A 21,436-nucleotide genomic window follows, 5' to 3' on the forward strand; every position below is an offset into this window, starting at 1 on the left:
ATGCTTGTATCATTCGTAATTCCTTGCTTTAACGCCATTGATAAGATTGGTCGCTGCATGGCGTCACTTGAGAGGCTACACTTTGATCCCGCGCTATATGAGGCGCTTTTTGTCGATGACTGCTCAACGGATGGGACGGATGAGCTGATTAAAAAGACATGTACTCAGGTTGAAAACTGGCGTTTTATTCAGCTGGAGAGGAATAGCGGATCGCCTTCGAGGCCGCGTAATAAGGGTATTGAGGAAGCTCGTGGTAAATATATTTATTTCTTGGACTGCGACGACGAAATCCTGCCGGATGCTCTCAATGAGCTGACCCGGCTAGCAGAAGAAACCGATGCCTGCTTAATACGGTCGGAACTATTAGCAGAGAATGGTAAGCAGCGCAAACGCATGAACCAAATGGATTCATGGCACAGTGCCCTCACGAAAAAAGAAAAAATTGAACTCATTATCAAGAAACAAAGTACTGTCGTAACAAGCTTTGTTAAAGCTGATTTATTAAGAAAGCATAGTATCCGCTGGCCTGAACATTTACGCATGGGGGAGGATACTGTATTCCTTGCAACAATGCTCGCGCACGCGGAAGTGGTTGAGTACCTCGCATCTCCAACCTTTATATATTTTAAAATACCTTCTATGACACCCGCTAGTACTCAAAGGTACGGGCGGCGTGAGCTATCGGACCACCTTGAGGTTTGGTCTTCAACACAGCAGTTGCTTGAACCATTAGGCATCAACTATATCCAGGTTCGCCTTAACGTTGGGTTGAGGGTGTCTATCGAATCTCTAATTTTTAAGAATAGAGGTGATGTGAATGTAGAGACGTTTGATAAGTTTTCACGTTTTGTAAGAACCCACTGGGCTATACTTAAAAAATTCAAATACTCTAGGCGGATAAATGAAGTTTTGCTGTCTATTCAGTCCGGGGAGTATGCTGCTTTCTTAAAGCTGACCAAGCCAAGGTTGCTTATTGCAGGGCATGATCTCAAGTTCATTGAAGATGCTACTCCTGAGTTAAGTGAGTACTTCGATATCAGGTTTGACAAATGGCAAGGTCATGCCATTCATGACGAAGTGCAAAGTCGTGAATGCCTGGAATGGGCTGAGTATATTTGGTGTGAGTGGCTATTAGGTAATGCAGAGTGGTATGCGAAGCATAAGAAGCCACGTCAACGCCTAGTCGTAAGAATGCACCGTATGGAGCTGGCCCGAGATCATGGCTCTAATATGGACCTTGATAAGGTGGACGCTGTTGTTGCCGTGTCAACCTACTTCTTTGAGCGGCTGCTAGAGAAGTATCCCAATATTCCTCGTCATAAAGCACGCTTAATGCATAACTATGTGCGGGTAGACGACTATGATACTACTTGGCACCCTGACCGGCTTTTCACGCTAGGTATTATTGGTGTTTTGCCTTCACGAAAGGGTTACAAAAAAGCGCTAGAAATTCTCAAAGAGCTCAAAAAGCACGACGTACGCTTTAATTTAAAAGTGTTCGGCAAGCGAGCTGAGGATTTGGCTTGGGTTGCAAAGAATCCAACGGAGATGGCTTACTTTTCTGACTGCCAGACCTACATCGAAGAAAACGGATTGCAAGACTCTGTAGATTTTGTAGGTCATGTAGACATAAAGAAAGAGTTGGCAAGACAGAAAGTAGGCTACGTGCTATCGGTCAGCGACCCCGATCTGGATTTTCCTGGCCCAGAAAGCTTTCATCTTGCTATAGCTGATGGTTTTGCAGGAGGAGGAGTTTCCTTAGTCCAGCACTGGCCGGGTGCTGAGTATATTTGGCCTGAAAATTCTCTAGGGAAAAATCAGGACGCGGTTGTTGATGAAGTTATTAAGTTTGCGAATGAGGAGCCAAGTTTTCAAACAGCCTCTCAGCTAGGCATGAGTTTTCTGAGAGAAAATTACAATGTGTCAAAATTTTCCGTCGAGTTTAATTGTCTTTTTCTAGAGCTAATTTAACATGGAGAGTATGGCTTTGAATAATACCAATGTTCTAGAAATTCTGCGGGTTAATTGTGATTTAAGAGAAAGGGCTAAAAAAATTCAACTTGATGAAGGTTATGGCTCTGTTTCTAGCTGGCATGCAAAAAATATATATCACTATCTTAACTCAGAAAAAGGTACGAGTCATATTCTAGAAGTGGTGAAAGGGAATGTTTCTCCTAATGGCTTCTTCATTCAATCTGGATCTGAAGTTTTTTATTTCTCAGGAACTTTTTTGAGAAGTAGGTTGGTTTTCTTGAGGTTTATCTCGACCTCTGGATTTGAATTGTTTCTGGTTCAGTTTTTAAACGGGTTGGTGGGAAGTTTCTCTTTTTCCGATTCAAAAGCTTGTCTTTTCAAACGAGGAGATGGCTACAAAGCTTGGGTTTCTGCATTTTTAGAAGTGGCATATAGAGACTTAGATGGATTTAAAAAATATTTAGAAAGTGAAAAGGTTTTTTATGGGTTGCTCTTGAATACAGAGGTTAGGCCTTCCCACTTTTTTTATGAAATGCTTTGTCCCATTGTCAACAAAGGTGTGTGTGACATTGTTACATCTCCTTCTCGTCATGTATATTGGAAAAAAACTGATTTTATTGATACTTCAAAGATTTTGGGTGGTGGTTCTGAAATGCTGGTTGTGGACTGGGGAGAGTTTTCAGCTGAGTGTATTCATGAAAACAGGGTGGTGTTTCAGCCTGGCTTCTGGGTTTGGGGGGCGTATAATAAAAAAAGTAATTTTATAGATAAGGCTTTACGAGATGCAGCGTATCCCTTGTCGTTTTATAGTGATGAGGGTAGGCCAGTTATTTGGTTGAGTGTATTATCTGAAGAGAAAGCATGGGTTGAGCAAAATGATACGTATTCTAAAATAATATCTGATGTATTAGAGATGGGTTACGAGCCGGTGGTAATCTTCGATGGAATAACAAGAACTTGTTCTGAAAGCTATCTTCCCTACTCAAAGAAAAGGAAGGATGTTGAGGATATACAGAGAAAGGTCGGCCAATATTTTGAGTTTATAGATATACATGGATTTACAGCTGAAGAAAAAATTTCCTTTGCGATGCTTTCAGATATATTTATTGCTTCTATGGGAACTGACTCGATGTACCCTTCGAGAATAGCAGGTAAGCCAGGTGTGGTTCACTGTTCACCTGATATTTCCATGTTTGGTAAGCATGTGTATTCAGAAGGCACTTATAAAACAAATCCTGCTTCTAGTAATTACCTTGATGGCCAAGATGATCTGAGGCCTGATAAAAGGTCGTACTCTATTAAGGAAGGTGTGGTGGAGGGTTTATTTTGGTCTTGCTGGGAAAAAGTTAAAACTAAAAGAGAGGTTAATGATGGTTAAACAATTTTTTTTAGATTGCACCCTACGCGACGGTGGCTACTACAATGCCTGGGACTTTTCTCCCGAGCTTATTCAACAATACCTCGATGCCATGCAGGCCGCTGGGGTGGATGTGGTGGAGCTAGGCTTCCGTACCCTGAAGAACCAGGGCTTCCAGGGCCCCTGTGCCTTCACCACTGACGAGTTTATTCGCAGCTTAACCATTCCTGCGGGCTTGACCGTGGGTGTGATGGTCAACGGCAACGAGCTGGTCGGGGATGTGCCCCAGCAGGAGGCGCTGGAGCGGCTGTTCCCCAATGCGGCGGCGGACTCGCCCGTGGGCCTGGTGCGTATCGCTTGCCATGTGCATGAGTTTGAGAAGGCGCTGCCGGCGGTCACCTGGCTGAAGAAGCGTGGCTATCATGTAGGCTTCAACCTGATGCAGGTAGCGGATCGTTCTGAAGATGAAGTGAAGGTGCTCGCTCGTCTGGCCAAGGCCTACCCGATGGATGCGCTCTACTTCGCCGATAGCATGGGCAGCATGAGCCCGGATCAGGCAGCGCAGATCATCCACTGGTTCCGCAGCGAGTGGAAAGGCCCCATGGGCATCCACACCCACGACAACCTGGGCCTGGCGCTCTCCAACACCCTGCGGGCGCTGGATGAAGGCGTTACCTGGGTGGATTCCACCGTCACCGGCATGGGCCGCGGGCCGGGTAATGCCCGTACCGAGGAACTCGTCATCGAGGTCGCCGAGCGCCGCGGTAAGCCGGTCAATATGGTACCGCTAATGGTGCTGCTGCGTGAGCACTTCAAGCCCATGCAGGCTCACTACGGCTGGGGCACTAACCCCTACTATTACCTGGCTGGCAAGTACGGTATCCACCCCACCTATATCCAGGAGATGCTCAGCGATCCCCGCTATAGCGAGGAAGACGTGCTGGCGGTGATTGAGCACCTGCGGGTGGAGGGCGGAAAGAAGTTCAGCCTCAACACCTTGGATGCGGCGCGCCACTTTTACCGCGGTGAGCCCAAGGGCCAGTGGTCACCCAAGGAGCGCTTTGCCGGGCGCGAGGTGCTGCTGCTGGGTACTGGGCCAGGTGTGGCCCGCCACCGCGGGGCCCTGGAGCGCTATATCCGCGACCATCAGCCGCTGGTCCTGGCCCTCAACACCCAGAGCGCCATTGATGCCGAGCTGATCGACCTGCGGGTGGCCTGTCACCCGGTGCGCCTGCTGGCAGACTGCGAGGCGCATACCCGGCTGCCCCAGCCGCTGATCACCCCGTACTCCATGCTGCCAGCAGATGTGCGCGACTCGCTTGGGGGCAAAGCGGTGCTGGATTTCGGCTTGAACGTGCAGACAGATACGTTCGAGTTTGCAAAGTCGCACTGTACAGCGCCGACCTCGCTGGTTGTGGCCTATGCCTTGGCAGTGGCGACTAGCGGCCAGGCGTCTCGCATCCGGATGGCCGGTTTTGACGGCTACGGAGCTGATGACCCGCGCAGCGGAGAAATACACCAGCTGTTGGAGCAGTACCAGGATGCCGACGGGGCGCTACCGGTCACGTCGATTACCCCCACCCGCTACGGGCTGCACAGCGAATCGGTCTACGCGCTCTGAAGCGCTCGCACGTTCATTGTCATTGAGCGTTTCCTTTCAACATGACGAACAAGAGGCCGCTATGCGTAGTGTGGTCATGATTCCCGCCCGCTATGGCTCCAGCCGTTACCCGGGCAAGCCGCTGGTGCCCCTGCTGGGCAAGCCGATGATTCTGTGGGTCGCCGAGCTCTCGGCCCGTGCCGTCGGCGTCGAGAACGTTTATGTCGCTACCGACGACAGGCGCATTGCCGAGGTCGTCGAAGCCGCTGGCTTTCAGGCGGTGATGACTACCGACGATGCCCTGACCGGCACCGATCGTCTGGCCCAGGCCGCCGAGCAGGTCAAGGCCGATCTATATATCAACGTCCAGGGCGATGAACCGCTAGCCGACCCGGCGGATATCCTTAAGGTGCGCGACGCCAAATTGGCCCACATGGATGCCATCATCAACGGCGTCAGCTGGGTGGGCGACAACGAAGACCCTCACAGCATCAACATCCCCAAGGTGATCACCAGCGAGCGCGACGAGCTGGTCTACATGTCGCGGGTAGCCCTGCCGGGCTTCAAGGACGCCAAGTGCGCCCCCAAGCGCTACAAAAAGCAGGTCTGTATCTACGCCTTCACCCGGGAGGAGCTGGCCGCCTTCTGTGGCTTTGGCCGCAAGAGCGAACTGGAGCACGCCGAGGATATTGAGATCCTGCGCTTTCTGGAGCTGGGCAAGACCATCCGCATGGTGGAAACCCAGCCCGGCAGCCTGGCGGTGGATGTGCCTGAGGATGTTGCCAAGGTTGAAGCCGCGCTGCGCCAAGCCGGTCAGGTGCCGACATGAGGTATCCGGTCACCGACTACACCACCCTGGTCTTCGACTGCGATGGTGTTGTGCTCGACTCCAATACGGTCAAGACTGAGGCCTTCTACCAAGCTACCCTGCCCTACGGAGAAGACGCCGCCCGGGCTATGGTTTATTACCACGTCGCCAACGGTGGGGTATCGCGTTACAAGAAGTTTGCCTACTTCCTGGAGCAGATCTTACCGAACCATGCCGCGCAGCAGAACTACACCGCGCAGTCCCTCGTTCTGGATGCGCTGCTGCAGGCTTATGCCGGCTGTGTGCGTGAAGGGCTCTTGAGCTGTGATATAGCTCCGGGGCTGGAGGCACTGCGACAGCAGACTCCTAACGCTCGCTGGTTGATCGTTTCCGGCGGTGACCAAGCCGAGCTACGCGATGTATTCGCAAAACGTGGCATTGCAGAGTGGTTCGACGCCGGTATATTCGGCAGTCCCGACACCAAGGGCGAGATACTGGTCCGTGAGATAGCTTCCGATAATATTCAAAACCCCGCCTTGTTTTTAGGCGATAGTAAATATGATTACCAAGCCGCAAATGCAGCTGGCCTTGATTTTGTGTTTCTGAGTGGCTGGAGCGAGGTAGCAGGCTGGGAGGATTGGATTCAAATATCAAATATCGCTTCATTCAATTCAATTTTTAATATGTCGTTTCGGCTCTCAAATAAATAATTGAATAGAGTGGTATGGGTGTAAATATGAAAAAAAGTTATATTAATAAGGATTTCTCTAGGTTTTCGTACGTTGTAAAGAGCTGTTCGTTAGAAGAGTTTAAACGATTAGAGAAAATTAATGATGGTGTTTATTGTTTGCCTAGTGGGGAGACTACATTAGATATTTTGGTTGATGGTTTGCAAACAGAAAGCCACAACCATTGTTTGGTTTTTTTTTCTGGTGCCTTGGCAAGGCGAGATGATTCATATCCGCCGTATTTTTCTGGTATAAAAATCTCTAAAGAACTTGGGATGCCTTTTATATCTATTTCGGATCCAACAATTGATTTGGATGAAGAAATATTACTTGGGTGGTATGCTGGGAATTCCAATGACTCTATAATACAAGAAAAAGTGACCATGCTGCTTGAGCATGTGGCAATTACTAGCAACTTTAAATTTATCATAATGGGAGGGTCAGGTGGTGGCTTTGCTGCCTTGGATTTGTCGAGGCGCCTTGCAAGCAAATCAATCACCATTGTTTGGAACCCTCAGATATCAATTGAAAACTATCTTCTTGATCATGTGATTAAATATCTAGAGGTCGCCTTTCCTGATACTTGGTTGGGTATTGACTCCAATATGAGTGGTGGTGAGGCTAAGGCTTACATAAAAAGTTTTTTTGAAGAGAGAGGGATTACAAACACTATTCTTGGAGCTAGTTTTTCAGCGGAAGTTGACGTTGTTTACCTTCAAAATAAATCTGATTGGCACATGAAGTCTCACCTACGACCTTTTTTTAATGAGCGCTCTTGGAGCAGGGTAGGTGTTTCATCATTCTTTAGTGAAGATGGTGTGGGTCTGTACATAGGGGACTGGGCAAAGGGACATGCTCCTCCTCCAAGAAATCTAGTAAAAGAAATAATAGGGCTTGTTGTTGATTTCGATATGTCAGCTAAAAATATAGCTGGTCACTTGTCTAATGTTTTTGATAAAAAGAAAACTTCTTTGCTGCCTGTTGATGTGATGAGTTTTTCACCTGAGGTCAGTATTTTTGACTATGAAGATTTTTGGAGAATTTCTGTAGACCTGTCATCTATATTGAAAGATTTAGATATGTGTGGACTAAACTATGAGGTTGCAGTTTATGCGTACAAGAGGGATAGGAAAGTAGGCGTTTTTTGGTATCAAAAAAAATCTTTTTTTGATATTCCAAAAAAAGAATCGGAGGAAAGTCTAGATGAAGTTGATGCAGTGAAGGTGTTTGTTAGAGATGTTATGGGGAATGGTGTTAATAAATTGGTTCCTGTTTATCGACATCCTTAGGGGGAAGTATGCAGGTTGATCTTGCCCAGTAGCAGTGGACATCTCAAGTATGTAATACGCTACGATGAGGTGAACCATGGCAAGATCGACGACATCAATGAAGAAAAAATCTTATCCCCGTTGCTCAGATGCCTACCGTCAAGAAGCGTTAGCGCTGGCTGATCGCATTGGTGTGGCAGCAGGGCTCGTGAGTTGGGCATACATGCGAGCCAGCTTTATCAGTGGCGCTCTAAAGCGCAGCTTCAGCAAGACACCTCTGAACGAGAGCAGTCGTTGGCAGAAGAAAACGCCCGCTTGAAGCGCCAATTAGCCGAAGCAAATGAAGAGTTGGCCATCACAAAAAAGGCCGTGGTGTACTTTGCGAAGAGCCTGAAGTGAAGTACGCCTTTATCCATCGTCATCGCCAGGCTTTCAGTGTTCAGCGCATGTGCCATGTTGTCGGAGTCGCTCGGAGTGGCTACTACGCTTGGCGACAGCGTGAACCCAAAACGCAGCAGCCATTATCGATCAGCGCGTGGCGAAGGCTTATCACCAACGTAAGGGGCGCTCAGGTGCCTCGAGATTGGCACTAGACCTTCGAGATGATGGATTGCCGATCAACCGTAAGACGGTGGCTGCCAGCATGCAGCGTCAGGGCTTGCGCGCTAAAGCAGCCCGCAAGTTTAAGGCTACCACCAACTCTCGACATTCGCTGCCAGTAGCGCCGAATCTGCTAGCGCAAAACTTCACGGCCACAGCCCCTAATCAAAAGTGGGTGGGGTACATCACCTTGACCTGTATTCTCGTAAGGTGGTTGGTTGGGCGGTGAGTGAGCGTATGACGGCCGATCTTGTCTATGATGCGCTACAAATGGCGCTATGGAAACGCAAAATACCCTAGTCCATTCGGATAGGGGCAGTCAGTACTGTTCCGCGCTTTACCAATCGCTGCTTACCCGGCATGAGCTTAAATGCAGTATGAGCGCCAAAGGCAACTGCTATGATAATGCTTGTGAAAGCTTCTTCCACAGTCTCAAAGTTGAGGCGATCCACGGAGAGCAATTTAAAACGCGGGATACGATGAGACGCCAGGTGTTTGAATACATCGAACTGGACTACAACAAGCAACGGCGGCACAGTGCCATAGGGATGATCAGCCCAGAGGTCTTTGAAGCCCGAATGATTGCTTAAACCAGTGTCCGCTCTTGCTAGGTAAGATCATTCACTCTTTAAGAAATCATGTGCTTCATGTGCATGAGGTGCTGTCATGCTATGGCAGTAAATATAGGATTTCTTTCGTATAGTTACTTAGCTGAGCTTCAGCTATATCTGTAACTGACGCTTTATAGCCTTAAGGGATTGTGTCCAGACATCAAAGCAGCCTAAATTGCGTACCATGGGAGCTGCATTTTTCTTGAATCGGTTATATAGCCGCCAGCCTGTCAGCTAAATGCGTTCAGTATTGGCAGCTCCTTAAGAGAAGACGAAACAATGACTTGAGAGCTAGTTGTCTGCAACATCCAGAAGACAACGTTGTTCTTGGTTGATAATAAGTATAATTGAACAGCTATCAGTATTGTCAGGTCGTGCTTTATTTTTCTTATGAGTTAAAGCGAGATGACTGATTGTATAAGCTGGTTAGCTATTAATCGCCGAAACTGCTAAGAAAAAATCTAATCACTATGGCTGTAAGCTGTATATAAAAGTAAAGGGGTAGGACCGTGCATGTCGTAATACCAGTTTTTTTTAAAGCTTCACATGGAGGGTTGCACGAAAACGTTCTCGCAACTGCTCGCTTTTTGATTAATAACAGTCACAAGGCCACGATTGTTTGCCCCGCTGGTTCATTTGCTGACTCGCTGGCAGGTTATGGCGTTGGCGTTATTCGAACTGATTACACAGATATCGGTGCCGCAATTAATGAGGCTTTGAAGCTTAATGCTGATGCACCAGTTGATCTGGTGCACGCTCACCCCTTTGCTTCTCGCAAGTTTGGTCTAGTACTGGCGGAACAGCTGGACGTACCTCTAGTGCTGACATTTCATGGTAAATACACTGACGATCTCCCCCGCTATATTGGTAAAGTGTCGGCAGTGTTAACAGTGTCATCTGGCGTCCGAGATTATTTGCTGAGCGAGAAGGCCAAGAGCCCAGAAAAATTTCATGTAGTACCCAACGTCCCTGATACAGATTTTTTTCAACCGCTCCCAGAAAAGCCCCAGAGTAGCGAAGAAAAGCTGAAGGTTGCTTTGGTGTCGCGTCTCGATAAGGACAAAGAATTCATTTTGGATGTCTTTGCGGATGCTGTTGAGTATGCCACGAAAAATTATTCAGGAAAGTTAACCTGGGCTGTTGTGGGCGATGGTACACAAACAGAAGCGTTTCGATCCCGTCTAGAAGCGGTTCGTGGTGGTAATGCCATCGAATTTCGAGGGTGGCTCGAAGGAGAGGCGCTCCGTAGCGCATATCAATCGAGTGACTTTGTGTTTGCCCCTGGTCGTTGTGCCTTAGAGGCCATGAGTTGTGGTGTGCCGGCCATTGCGGTGGGTAGCAAAAGCTACTGTGGTTTGGTGAACACTAATACTTGGCAGCAAGGTGTGTGTTCAAATTTTGGTGGTGTAGGGAATCAGCATAAGGATTATAAGCCTGAAATGGTGCATCGAGACATAGAGAGCCTCCTTGCCTCGAAAAGCTATCGTGCGGGTCTCGGTGCCTTTGGCATCAAGATAATCCAGCAGTTTTTCGATTCCCAAAAAGTACATGAGCAATTGCTGGGTATTTATCGCCTCGCCATCTTTTCTCATTCGCTGGATAAGGGAGGAAGCGTTTCTGAGACCTCTGATGTAGAAAGCAGCTTAGTAAAATTAAACAATAAGAACACTGATATGAAACCAGAAAACAATATGGAACAGCTTGAAAAAAAGCTGCTGGAAGCGGGCAAAGACAACGCAGGCAAGTTCACTCGCGATTTGCTCATTGTTCAGAACCGCCTCTACGCTCAGCTGGAAAGCCTCTCATGGTTGCAACGGCGCTTGAAGATCAAGGGGCAGCTTCCTCCGCTTCGGGGCTGGGCAACCTCCCCCGACGTGCTTCTTCGTCTGCATGCGCACATTATGGCGACTCGCCCTCGGGTCATTGTCGAATTTGGCAGCGGTGCCTCTACCTTGGTAATTGCCGATGCCTTGCGCCAGAACGGCGTTGGCAAGCTCGTCTCCATTGAGCATAGCGACCACTATGGGGCGCAGACCCTTGGTACTCTTCATGCGGAATCTCTGGAAGGTTGGGTTGATCTGCGAATTGGGGATTTGGAAGCCTGGGAAGGCGAGCACCTGAACCCCGAAGATGCAGAGAAGCCTTCGCGCTGGTACCCGGTGTCGCTGCTGGAAGGCGTTGGGAGCGTTGATCTTCTGTGGGTGGATGGCCCGCCCGGGGCGACGTGCTTATTCAGTCGCTATCCTGCATTGCCAGCCTTGGCCGACAAACTCTCACCCAATGCGGAGGTGTGGATGGATGACACCATCCGACAGGAAGAGAAGGATATATGCGAGCACTGGGCTAAAGGCCATGGTTTCGAGCTTGAGTACTTCCCGCTAGAAAAAGGCTTAGGTCGTTTAACACGACCAGGGGCACAGCCCGTGCGTCGTGAGCAGTACTTAGATACAACGTCTCAAACCGACCACCATCCTGAACGCGCCATTGGCCTTGATTTCTCTTTGCCTGAAAACTGCAATAAAGAATGACTTAATCAAGCTTAGTATTTTACGATAGTTTTAGGTGATGGCCCTGCTTGTAACCGCATGGGCCATTGTCGTTTTATGCTGTTTTTATGTGGGGAATAGTAAGTATGTGTGGAATCGTTGGCGCCGTGGGCGCAATAGAATGTACGTCCTTTTTGCTTTCGGGCTTAAAGGTACTTGAATACCGCGGTTATGACTCTGCCGGTTTAGCGGTGTTAGATGCTTCTGGTGCGCTAGTGCGCGCCCGTGCCAAGGGGCGTGTTGCTGAATTAGAAGCACGCGTTGCAGAGCAGGGTGTTGTGGGTAATGTAGGTATTGCGCATACCCGTTGGGCGACCCATGGCGTGCCTGCGGAGCGTAATGCTCATCCGCATATTTCCAGTGGCTTGGCGGTAGTGCATAACGGCATCATCGAAAACTACGAAACCCTGCGTGAACAGCTTCAGGGCTTGGGGTACGTGTTCACCTCAGACACCGACACCGAAACCATCGCCCACCTTATTCAAGCCTGCTTTAAGGGCCAGATTGGTGAGCCAGCGGAAAATTTATTCTCTGCCGTGCAGTGCGCCGTGGCGCATTTACAAGGTGCGTTCGCCTTGGCAGTGGTGAGTGAAGAAGAGCCGGATTGCTTGGTCGTGGCCCGTGAAGGCTCACCGTTAATGCTCGGCATTGCAGAAGACGGCCACTACGCCGCTTCTGATGCCTCAGCGCTGCTGTCCGTCACCCAGCAAATGATGTACCTGGAAAACGGCGATGTGGCGCGGTTAACCCGTGACTCGATCACCCTGGTAGATGCCCTGGGTCAGCCAGCCCAGCGGGAAGTGATGACCTCTAGCTTGTCTGCGAATGCGGTAGAGCTGGGTGAGTTTAATCACTACATGCAAAAAGAGATGTTCGAGCAGCCCCAGGCGTTGGGTAATACCCTAGAAATGCTCAGCGGTGCAGGTCAGCTGCAGCCAGGTATTTTTGGTGCTGAGGCGCACGCTGTTTTTGAGCAGGTGGATTCCGTGCTGATCCTGGCGTGTGGTACGTCTAGCTATGCGGGCATGACGGCTAAGTACTGGATTGAGCAAGTCGCGGGCATACCGTGCAACGTGGAAATTGCCAGTGAATACCGGTACCGCGTTAGCGTAGCGAACCCTAACCAGTTGGTGGTGGTGATTTCCCAGTCTGGTGAAACCGCGGATACGTTGGCTGCGTTGCAGCATGCGAAATCTATGGGGCATGCCCATACGCTGGCAATTTGTAACGTGCCTGAATCTGCCATTGTGCGTGAAACCCTGCTGCGCTTTATTACCCGTGCTGGCCCGGAAATCGGCGTGGCGTCTACCAAAGCGTTTACCACTCAGCTGAGTGCGCTATTTTTGTTGACGCTATTGTTAGCCAAAGCTAAACAGCGGTTAGCTGACACTGATGAAAAAGCCTACTTAGATGAACTACGTCACTTGCCCATTGCGGTTGAGAAGGTGCTGGCGCTAGAGCCAAGCATTAAGGCGTGGGCGCAGCATTTTGCTAATAAGCATCATGCGCTGTTCTTAGGCCGTGGCCGCCATTTCCCCATTGCGTTGGAAGGTGCGCTGAAGCTAAAAGAAATCTCCTATATTCATGCAGAAGCCTACCCCGCAGGTGAGCTAAAGCATGGGCCGTTAGCACTGGTGGATGCAGATATGCCGGTGGTAGTAGTGGCCCCTAATGATGAGCTGCTCGAAAAGCTCAAAGCCAATATGCAGGAAGTCAGCGCCCGTGGTGGCCAGCTGTATGTGTTTGCCGATGGTGACAGTGCCGTGAAACCGAGTGACGGTGTGAATGTGCTAGTGATGCCAGAGCACTATGGTTTGCTTTCGCCAGTATTACACGTGGTGGCGCTACAGTTGCTTTCTTACCACGTGGCGCTGGTAAAAGGCACCGATGTGGATAAGCCGAGGAACCTGGCCAAGAGCGTGACAGTGGAGTGAGGGGCTCTTGCTAACCTTGCTATGGATAAAACCTTTTTTATGCCACGGACGACACGGACAAGAAAAATTCAAAAATAAAACCTTAAAAGATTTTTGAGGTTTTAGGTTTTCGTCCGTGTTTTCCGTGAGTGTCCGTGGCTCTATAGACTTACTTGCATGTTCAAGCAAGTTGAGTACTAGGTGTATGCGCCCGCGACAACCCCACCCTCTCGGGATGGACGGTTTGGAAAACATCTCTAAACCTGTCTCGCATTTCACAATATTTTTTTAATGGTTTGATTTTATGCGTAAATATTTTGGCACCGATGGCGTGCGTGGCCGTGTTGGCGAATTCCCCATGACCCCTAGCTTTGCGATGAAACTAGGCTGGGCGGCTGGTAAGGTTCTTGGGGCGGAAGGTATTAAAGAAGTATTGATTGGCAAAGACACCCGTGCCAGTGGCTATATGCTGGAATCTGCTTTAGAGGCTGGCTTTTCGGCAGCAGGCGTTAATGTTGCCTTGGTGGGGCCGTTGCCGACACCTGCGGTGGCGTATCTTACCTCAACCTTCCGCGCTGACGCTGGGGTGGTGATCAGTGCATCTCATAACCCTTTTGATGACAACGGCATTAAGATCTTCGGGCAGGGGGGCTATAAGCTAACCGACGTTCAAGAGCAGGAAATTGAAAGCAAACTGCGTATTGCCTTGGAAGGCGGGATGGAGTGCGTCAGTTCAGAAGCGTTAGGCAAAGCGCGGCGTATTGAAGATGCCGCTGGCCGCTATATTGAATACTGCAAAGCGGTTTTGCCCGGCACCTTAAGCCTAAGCGGCTTGAAGATCGTGGTGGATAGTGCCAATGGCGCTGGCTATAAGGTTGCCCCTGCAGTGTATAAAGAGCTAGGGGCAAACGTTATCAGTATTCATGACCAGCCCAATGGTATGAATATTAATGCAGGTTGCGGCGCGACGGCGATGCGCAGCCTGTGTACGGCGGTGTTAGAACACGAAGCGGATCTTGGGATTGCGCTAGATGGCGACGCCGACCGCCTGATGATGGTGGACCACACAGGGGCGGTGGTAGATGGTGATGAGCTGCTGTTCCTGCTGGCGAAAGATGCCAAAGCAGCAGGTTACACGGGGGGCGTTGTTGGCACCCAGATGAGTAACTTGGGGCTGGAGCAGGCGTTAGCCGCGATTGATGTACAGTTTGTGCGTGCAAACGTAGGCGACCGCTACGTGATGGAACAGCTTAAAAACACCGGGTGGCGCTTGGGTGGTGAGGGGGCTGGTCATTTGCTAAGCCTGGATCACGCATCGACAGGAGATGCGGTAATTGCATCGCTACGTGTACTTACATCGCTCTTAAACCAAGGCACCACGCTGCATATGGCGAAGCAAGGTATGAACAAGCTACCTCAGGTGTTGGTAAACGTGCGCTTTAAAGCTAGTCACGATGAAGACCCGCTTGAAAGTGCATCTGTTCAGCAAGCGCTTACCGAGGCAGAAGATAAGCTTGCCGCCAATGGTCGTGTGCTGCTGCGTAAATCCGGTACCGAGCCACTCATCCGTGTCATGGTAGAAGCTAGCGATGCTCAGCTTGCTCAGTGGTGTGCCGAGCATATTGCTAGCGCCTTACCCTCTGCATAGGTTGTTATGCGGCCTATATGGGTAAGAGCATAGCAAATAGCGATATTCTTGTTTTGAAACTGGCTATACTACTACTCATGGTGCGATGCAGCGTATTTCTGGTAAATAAGCCTAGCTATGATAGCATTTAAGACGTTCGTATAATCAGTTCGGGTTTGATGGCCCTAAAGAATATGCACCTAATCAATGAACATAACGCATACAGAGAGCCTTAATTACGCTATGGACTTTCAGAAAGGAAACGAACTGTATCGACAGGGAGCTTACGAGCAGGCGGCTTCCTATTATGTTAAGGCGCTCCAACGTCAATGTGAATTTAAGCCCTGTTATGTGAATTTAGCCCTTGCGCTACGCAAGATAGATAATAAAGCTGCCTGCGATCAGTTGCTAAAAAATGCGCTTTCTATTCTCAGACCAGGCAAGTTAGAAGAAGATCTCTCCCTGGTAAAAAAATCCCGTTTAGTAAACGGGAAATGGTACGTTGTTGAACATGCTATTTGGCTACCCAAGAAAGTAGATCCTGTATTGCACTACTTGGCGGTAGGTTGGCGGCTAGGCCTAAACCCTTGCAAACGCTTCGATAACGACTTTTATCTGGAAAGCCATCAAGCGCAAATGCGCCCTAATGAGATTCCATTGTTGCACTACCTGTACAAAGGTAAAGTGCAAGGGAATGAGATAAAAGATAAAGAAGCGAATAGCACTGCCAACTTAGCAGTTCAGTTATGGAATGGCCACTCGGTTACAGCCTTAAAAGCATTAGAAGAAGTATATAACGATCCAGCTGCAACTGAAGCTTCCCGTTGGTGGGCAATGTGGCATACGGCTAGATGGCTCTACTTCTGCGGTGATATTGAAGGTGCATTAGCGTTCGCAGAAAAAATGCAGCAATTAGTGGGGGCTAATAAGTCACGCAAAGAAACGGTGTATTTGAAGTATTTCTGCCTATTTACCCTAAACCGAATTGAAGAAGCATATGCAACGCTACATGCTTTTGTTCAGCAACACCCAAAGGATGCAGACGCTCATTTTGCACTGGCTAATACGGTCAATGATGATGAAAGACGTATCGAGCTCATTAATCAAGGCCTTGCTGTTCATGGCTTTAGTGGTGTCTGTCTCAAAGATAAAAGCAAGCCACTATCCATCGGTAATGTAGAAGGACTGCCAGCTGGAAAGGTAAGGGGAGCTAACAAAGTCTCTATTATCATGCCGATTTATAGCGCTGGTGAGCAGGTGCGTATTGCAATTGAATCATTGCTGGCCCAAACCTATGAAAATATCGAAATTATTGCTGTGGATGATTGCTCACCGGATGATACTTTCAAGGTATTGAAAGCACTTGAAAAGCAAGATGCTCGTGTAAAGGCGGTACAGCCGCCTCAAAATGGTGGTGCTTATGCAGCGCGTAATTATGGACTAACCTTTGCGACAGGTGATCTGTTAACCACACATGACAGTGATGATTGGTCTCATCCGCAGAAAATCGCTACTCAAGTCGCATATCTAGAAAGTCACCCCGATGTCAAAGGCTGTTCTGTTCACTGGATTCGCGCTCATGAAAACCTAGCATTCACCCAAAACTGGCGACCAAACAATAGCCTAACGCATTGGAGCCAGTCATCCTTCATGTTCCGTCGGGAAGTGTTGGACACCATTGGCGAGTGGGATCATGTGCGTATAGGTGGCGACACCGAATACATTTGGCGTATGCAGGCTCAGTTTGGTAAAGCATCATTTGCTAAAATTCAATCAGATACACCGCTTGCCTTTGCGCTAGATGAAGAGTCTTCATTAACTCGAACTAAAGCTACCCACGTACGCACGGTCTATTTTGGCTTGCGTCATATCTATCGAGAAATTTGCGCTTGGTGGCATGCTTCTCAAAAGCATTTGCATGTGAAGGATGCTAAAACGCAGCGAGCTTTTCCTGCACCGCGAAGTATGTTCGAGCGGGGGGACGACCCCCTTGAGTTTGATACTGTGATTGCAGGTGATTTTTCACGCTTAGAAGATTGTCAAAAAGCCGCTGCGTTTATTGGCAAGCATTCCCAGCAAAAGGTAGCTCTGTTTCACTGGCCTAGCTTTCACAAAGCGCCGGAAGCTTTGTGTAACCTCTACTTTGAGTTGCTTCAACAGGGTAAGGTGGAGCCGGTTGTGATGGGGCAGGTAGTAAAAGCTAAGAGTTATTACATCGCAGACCTGGATCTTGCAGAATATCCGTTAGATGGCTACCCCGAGTGGCTGGTTTTTAAGAATTGGAAGCAAGTGTGATGTTAATGAAGAATAATAAAGTGCTACCTAGCTCGGGTAAGGCTGACTCAAAAAAGCTTACTGAGATTTCATCTAAAAAATTTAAAATAGGTGATTTTTTTTCTTGGCAAGAACCCACTCTTTATCAGATGCATGATGAAGATACATGTTTAGATTTTTTGTGGTCTCCTAAGCCTGGTTACAAAAATTTATTTGTTCTTTTTTCTGGTGATGTGCCTAGAGAAAAATATAGCTTGCCTGTTTTTCAGCGTTGGAGTTGGGCACCATATTTTCCAGGCAACACACTTTATGTTGCAGATCCAATGCTACGCCACTCTGATAGCTTAGGGCTAGCTTGGTATGCAGGTGATCAGTATGTAGATCCTATGGAAAAAATTGCAAAGTTGCTGGGGTTGCTTTGTAAACAACATAATATTGAAGAAAGTAACATCGTTTTTTATGGGTCTAGCGGTGGTGGCTTTGCTGCTCTACGAGCACTTTTGTTTTTTGAGAAAGCAAGTGCTATTGCCATCAATCCCCAAACTGATATTTCAAAATATCATCGGAAAAAAGTAAATGAGTTTGTAGGTTCTCTTTATAAGGGAGTATCTTTTAAAAAGGTTTTTGAGAAGTTTGAAAGTAAAACAAATTTGTTGGCAAGTGTTGATAAGTTGGTGGGTAGAAATATTGTTTATGCACAAAACGAACTGGATGCTTTCCATGTGAAGTACCATGAAATACCCTTTTTTGAAGAAATAACTAAGAATGGTTTTGAAAGTCGTATTAAGAAAATACGTTTTTGCCATGAAGGTGGTCATGGAAAGGCCGAAACGCCTGATGTTTTTTATCAGTCATTAAGACACATAGGCCAGTATGTTGATCTTTATAAGAAAAAAGATATAAGTGCCTATAATGACCAGGATGTTGAACTTGTAACAAGTGTTGTTGATTTCTTTAAAAAGGTGAAGTATGTTTATTGGGCGCAACGAGTCGCAAAAGAGAAAGCATTCGACGTTAAAGGCACTCGCTTCAATCTGATTAGTGGTTATTACGATACAAAAAAACATCTGAATTTTTTGACGTTTCAAGCAGGTGGGTTTCTCTATTCTATTTTGCAACGTTTAGGTTCTTGTGAGGTGATTATTTCTCACGAGTATTTCACTATTGTAGAGATTGATAAGGTTCCTGAGCCTGTTGGTAATGCTATAGATATTTTTTTAAAGTATAAGTTTAAGTCTGTTTACAAGAGAAAGTCTAATTTTTTAGGTTTTTTATTCGGCAGTCATATGAGGCCTTATCATCAGGTTTACGATAACAGCCTCACTTTTAATGAGCTGTGTTTAAAAAGTAATCGTAAAAGAATTGTAAATACCAATATCTCTTTTTTTCCGCCGAGGTTTTTTCCGGGCGATGTTGAAGCATGGAGCGAAAGACAGCTTGGAAAGTCCGAAAAAGGATTTTTTTTGCTTTCTTGTAAAGATGAACAAGAAAGAGAGGATCAGCTGCGAAATTTATTTAGTCGAGCGCATGATTTTGCAGCGCTGGAGCAAACACGCTTACATTGGAATCCAAGTTATTTAACTCCTAAAGGTAAGGTGGTTATATGGTTAGGAACTTGTTTTATGAAACGCAGTTTTATTGAGCAACAGGCTTTTTTTGATTATTTTATCGAAAAAGTTTTGCAGATAACTCCAGATGTTTTATTTGTTGTAGATGGTGTTACTGCTACTGTCGGTGAAAATAAAAAAATTTTACAAGAAACACAGCTTGAAAGTGAGAAAGCGTTTGTTGACGGTTTAATTGCTAAGCATGATTTAAAGGGGAAATTGATCAGCCTGATCGGTGAGCGTGCTGCCGATAAATTAGCTTATGCCTCTGTTACTGATTTTTCAGTTACTAATGCATTAACAGATTCGATGTGGTGTTCTGCCTTTTTCCGTAAGCCAGGTGTGGTTCACTATTCACCTTTAGCACTTGATGAAGTGTTCCGCACGCAGCGGCACTATAAATCTTATTTTTTGCCAAAAGAAATGATTTCTAGTCAACGTAAGAAAGGGAAGCCATACCCCTGGGCAGACTACTCTATTGATCCTAAGGTGTTGAGCGACATTTGTTTTGAAGGGTTAAAGTCTGCATTATGTTTGCAACGCTTCACAGCAGTTGCAAGTAATGGCGGTATGTTAGCAGAAGGTGATGCTATAACGCTTGCTCCCAATGAATCATTTCTAGTTAGCGATACAGATGTGTCTACGAAAGATGATAGTCCAACAATATCATGTGGAGAAGGTGCTTATGAAGTTAAATTTGATCTTGATATAGTCGCTGGTGCTGGAACTTGTATTGCTGAAAGTGATAGTGGCGTGGTGCTGGCAACTACAGATGGCGATACGCTTACATTTCAAGTGCCAAATAAACTAGATAATATACGTTTCCGGTTTACCGCAGCCACAGCCGCTACGGTGAGATTTTATGGTTTGCGGGCACAAAAGCTGTTTGCGTAGCAAGGAATTAGCCATGTTTTTACTAGACTGCACACTGCGCGATGGTGGTTATTACAACGCGTGGGATTTCTCGGAAGAACTGATCCATGAGTACCTGGAGGCCATGCAGGCTGCTGGCGTGGACATTGTTGAACTGGGCCTGCGCTCGCTGAAAAATCAGGGCTTCCAAGGTTCCTGTGCGTTTACTACCGATGAGTTTATTCGTGGATTAACCATTCCCGCTGGCTTAACCGTTGGTGTAATGATCAACGGCAGTGAGCTTGTTGGTAATGTACCTCAGGTGGAGGCGTTAGAGCGCTTGTTCCCCAACGATGCTGCAAATTCACCTGTTGAGCTAGTACGCATTGCCTGCCACGTGCATGAGTTTGCGGATTCATTGCCTGCGGTAACTTGGCTCAAAGCGCGTGGTTTTAAAGTTGGCTTTAACTTAATGCAGGTAGCCGACCGTACAGAAGAAGAAGTAAAAGAGCTTGCCCGTGAAGCGAAAGCTTACCCACTAGATGCGCTCTATTTCGCCGACAGTATGGGCAGCATGAATCCGGACCAAGCGGCGCAAATTATTCAGTGGATGCGTACTGAATGGGAAGGCCCTATGGGTATACATACTCACGATAATTTAGGCCTTGCGCTTTCTAATACGTTACGCGCTATTGATGAGGGCGTTACCTGGGTAGACGCTACTGTAACCGGTATGGGTCGTGGCCCTGGTAATGCCCGCACTGAAGAGCTGGCCATTGAGCTTGCCGAGCGGCGCGATAAGCAAGTCAGTATGGTGCCGTTAATGGCGTTGCTGCGTAAACACTTTAAACCCATGCAAGAGCACTATGGTTGGGGCACCAACCCGTACTATTACTTGTCAGGCAAGTACGGCATTCACCCCACCTATATTCAAGAAATGCTTAGCGACTCCCGCTATGATGAAGAAGACGTGCTGGCCGTCATTGAGCACCTACGGGTAGAGGGCGGTAAGAAATTTAGCTTGAATACCCTAGATGCTGCCCGCCATTTTTACCGGGGTGAAGCTAAAGGCAATTGGTCGCCCAAGCAGGTCTTTGAAGGACGCGATGTGCTGCTATTAGGCACAGGCCCTGGGGTTGCCCGCCATCGTAAAGCGCTTGAGCGCTATATTAAGCAAGAAAAGCCATTGGTCATGGCGCTTAACACCCAAAGCGCGATTGATGCCGAGCTGATTGATCTTCGGGTTGCCTGTCACCCTGTGCGTCTTCTGGCGGATTGCGAAGCCCATGCTAAGTTACCCCAGCCACTGATTACGCCGCTATCAATGTTGCCTGCTGATGTTCGCGCTTCTCTTGCGGATAAAGAGGTGCTGGATTATGGGCTTAAAGTAGAACCCAATACTTTTATGTTTGGTGATACCTATTGTGCAGCTCCTACCTCCCTTGTCGTTGCTTATGCCCTTGCTGTTGTCAGCAGCGGTAACGCCAATAAGGTAGTTATGGCAGGCTTTGATGGCTATGGAGCGGATGACCCTCGCAGCCAAGAAATGCACCAGCTGTTTGAGCAGTATTTGGCAACTGGACAAGCGGTAAACCTTGTGGCGGTTACGCCTACTCGCTACGGTCTGCATACCGAATCCGTGTACGCGCTTTAAGCCAACAAAGAGAAGAG

The 21,436-nt window shown here is 47.8% G+C and carries 12 protein-coding genes and 1 pseudogene; all 13 read left to right on the forward strand.

What is annotated here, in order from left to right; translation table 11 throughout:
• Positions 1 to 1,971 (forward strand): glycosyltransferase, encoded by a 1,971-nt coding sequence (locus tag CR46_RS0108620; RefSeq protein WP_030071926.1) that lies wholly within the window; start codon positions 1 to 3, stop codon positions 1,969 to 1,971.
• Positions 1,972 to 1,981: 10 nt separating this feature from the next.
• Positions 1,982 to 3,352, forward strand: a complete 1,371-nt coding sequence (locus tag CR46_RS0108625; RefSeq protein ID WP_156963055.1) for a hypothetical protein — start codon at positions 1,982 to 1,984, stop codon at positions 3,350 to 3,352.
• A complete protein-coding gene (locus CR46_RS0108630; protein ID WP_232222362.1) occupies positions 3,342 to 4,952 on the forward strand; it encodes an aldolase catalytic domain-containing protein in 1,611 nt (536 codons plus the stop codon). Before CR46_RS0108625 ends, CR46_RS0108630 begins: the two co-directional genes overlap by 11 nt.
• A gap of 61 nt (positions 4,953 to 5,013) precedes the next feature.
• A complete protein-coding gene (locus CR46_RS0108635) occupies positions 5,014 to 5,760 on the forward strand; it encodes a 3-deoxy-manno-octulosonate cytidylyltransferase (RefSeq protein WP_030071930.1) in 747 nt (248 codons plus the stop codon).
• The gene (locus CR46_RS0108640) at positions 5,757 to 6,449 is read left to right on the forward strand and encodes an HAD family hydrolase (protein WP_030071932.1); all 693 of its coding nucleotides are present in this window, start codon (positions 5,757 to 5,759) and stop codon (positions 6,447 to 6,449) included. Before CR46_RS0108635 ends, CR46_RS0108640 begins: the two co-directional genes overlap by 4 nt.
• 26 nt (positions 6,450 to 6,475) lie before the next feature.
• Positions 6,476 to 7,756: a hypothetical protein gene (locus CR46_RS0108650; RefSeq protein ID WP_156963056.1), complete on the forward strand. Its 1,281-nt coding sequence runs from the start codon at positions 6,476 to 6,478 to the stop codon at positions 7,754 to 7,756.
• A 76-nt stretch (positions 7,757 to 7,832) separates the two neighbouring features.
• A pseudogene (locus CR46_RS18120) lies at positions 7,833 to 8,925 on the forward strand (IS3 family transposase).
• A 575-nt stretch (positions 8,926 to 9,500) separates the two neighbouring features.
• Positions 9,501 to 11,474 carry a glycosyltransferase gene (locus CR46_RS18125; RefSeq protein ID WP_198023713.1) on the forward strand — a complete coding sequence of 658 codons (1,974 nt, stop codon included), beginning with the start codon at positions 9,501 to 9,503 and terminating at the stop codon, positions 11,472 to 11,474.
• A 104-nt stretch (positions 11,475 to 11,578) separates the two neighbouring features.
• The gene (glmS, locus tag CR46_RS0108680) at positions 11,579 to 13,426 is read left to right on the forward strand and encodes a glutamine--fructose-6-phosphate transaminase (isomerizing) (protein ID WP_030071936.1); all 1,848 of its coding nucleotides are present in this window, start codon (positions 11,579 to 11,581) and stop codon (positions 13,424 to 13,426) included.
• A gap of 283 nt (positions 13,427 to 13,709) precedes the next feature.
• Positions 13,710 to 15,053, forward strand: coding sequence for a phosphoglucosamine mutase (gene glmM / locus CR46_RS0108685; RefSeq protein WP_030071938.1), 1,344 nt, complete (start codon positions 13,710 to 13,712; stop codon positions 15,051 to 15,053).
• A gap of 222 nt (positions 15,054 to 15,275) precedes the next feature.
• Complete coding sequence (locus CR46_RS0108690) at positions 15,276 to 17,327, forward strand: glycosyltransferase family A protein (RefSeq protein ID WP_030071940.1); 2,052 nt, start codon at positions 15,276 to 15,278, stop codon at positions 17,325 to 17,327.
• 5 nt (positions 17,328 to 17,332) lie between these two features.
• On the forward strand, positions 17,333 to 19,807 hold the full coding sequence (locus tag CR46_RS0108695; RefSeq protein WP_156963057.1) for a hypothetical protein: 2,475 nt from the start codon (positions 17,333 to 17,335) through the stop codon (positions 19,805 to 19,807).
• A gap of 13 nt (positions 19,808 to 19,820) precedes the next feature.
• On the forward strand, positions 19,821 to 21,419 hold the full coding sequence (locus tag CR46_RS0108700; RefSeq protein WP_030071944.1) for an aldolase catalytic domain-containing protein: 1,599 nt from the start codon (positions 19,821 to 19,823) through the stop codon (positions 21,417 to 21,419).
• Positions 21,420 to 21,436: the final 17 nt, after the last annotated feature.

The organism is Vreelandella neptunia, from assembly GCF_000712975.1.
GTDB classification, from domain to species: Bacteria; Pseudomonadota; Gammaproteobacteria; order Pseudomonadales; family Halomonadaceae; genus Vreelandella; species Vreelandella qaidamensis.

Excerpts from the sequence above, each read along its gene's own strand:
- CR46_RS0108630 (WP_232222362.1), top strand. The coding sequence starts at position 3,342 with ATGATGGTTAAACAATTTTTTTTAGATTGCACCCTACGCGACGGTGGC.
- glmM (WP_030071938.1), top strand. The coding sequence starts at position 13,710 with ATGCGTAAATATTTTGGCACCGATGGCGTGCGTGGCCGTGTTGGCGAA.
- CR46_RS0108700 (WP_030071944.1), top strand. The coding sequence starts at position 19,821 with ATGTTTTTACTAGACTGCACACTGCGCGATGGTGGTTATTACAACGCG.
- CR46_RS0108625 (WP_156963055.1), top strand. The coding sequence starts at position 1,982 with ATGGCTTTGAATAATACCAATGTTCTAGAAATTCTGCGGGTTAATTGT.
- glmS (WP_030071936.1), top strand. The coding sequence starts at position 11,579 with ATGTGTGGAATCGTTGGCGCCGTGGGCGCAATAGAATGTACGTCCTTT.
- CR46_RS0108620 (WP_030071926.1), top strand. The coding sequence starts at position 1 with ATGCTTGTATCATTCGTAATTCCTTGCTTTAACGCCATTGATAAGATT.
- CR46_RS0108640 (WP_030071932.1), top strand. The coding sequence starts at position 5,757 with ATGAGGTATCCGGTCACCGACTACACCACCCTGGTCTTCGACTGCGAT.
- CR46_RS0108635 (WP_030071930.1), top strand. The coding sequence starts at position 5,014 with ATGCGTAGTGTGGTCATGATTCCCGCCCGCTATGGCTCCAGCCGTTAC.
- CR46_RS0108650 (WP_156963056.1), top strand. The coding sequence starts at position 6,476 with ATGAAAAAAAGTTATATTAATAAGGATTTCTCTAGGTTTTCGTACGTT.
- CR46_RS0108695 (WP_156963057.1), top strand. The coding sequence starts at position 17,333 with ATGAAGAATAATAAAGTGCTACCTAGCTCGGGTAAGGCTGACTCAAAA.
- CR46_RS0108690 (WP_030071940.1), top strand. The coding sequence starts at position 15,276 with ATGGACTTTCAGAAAGGAAACGAACTGTATCGACAGGGAGCTTACGAG.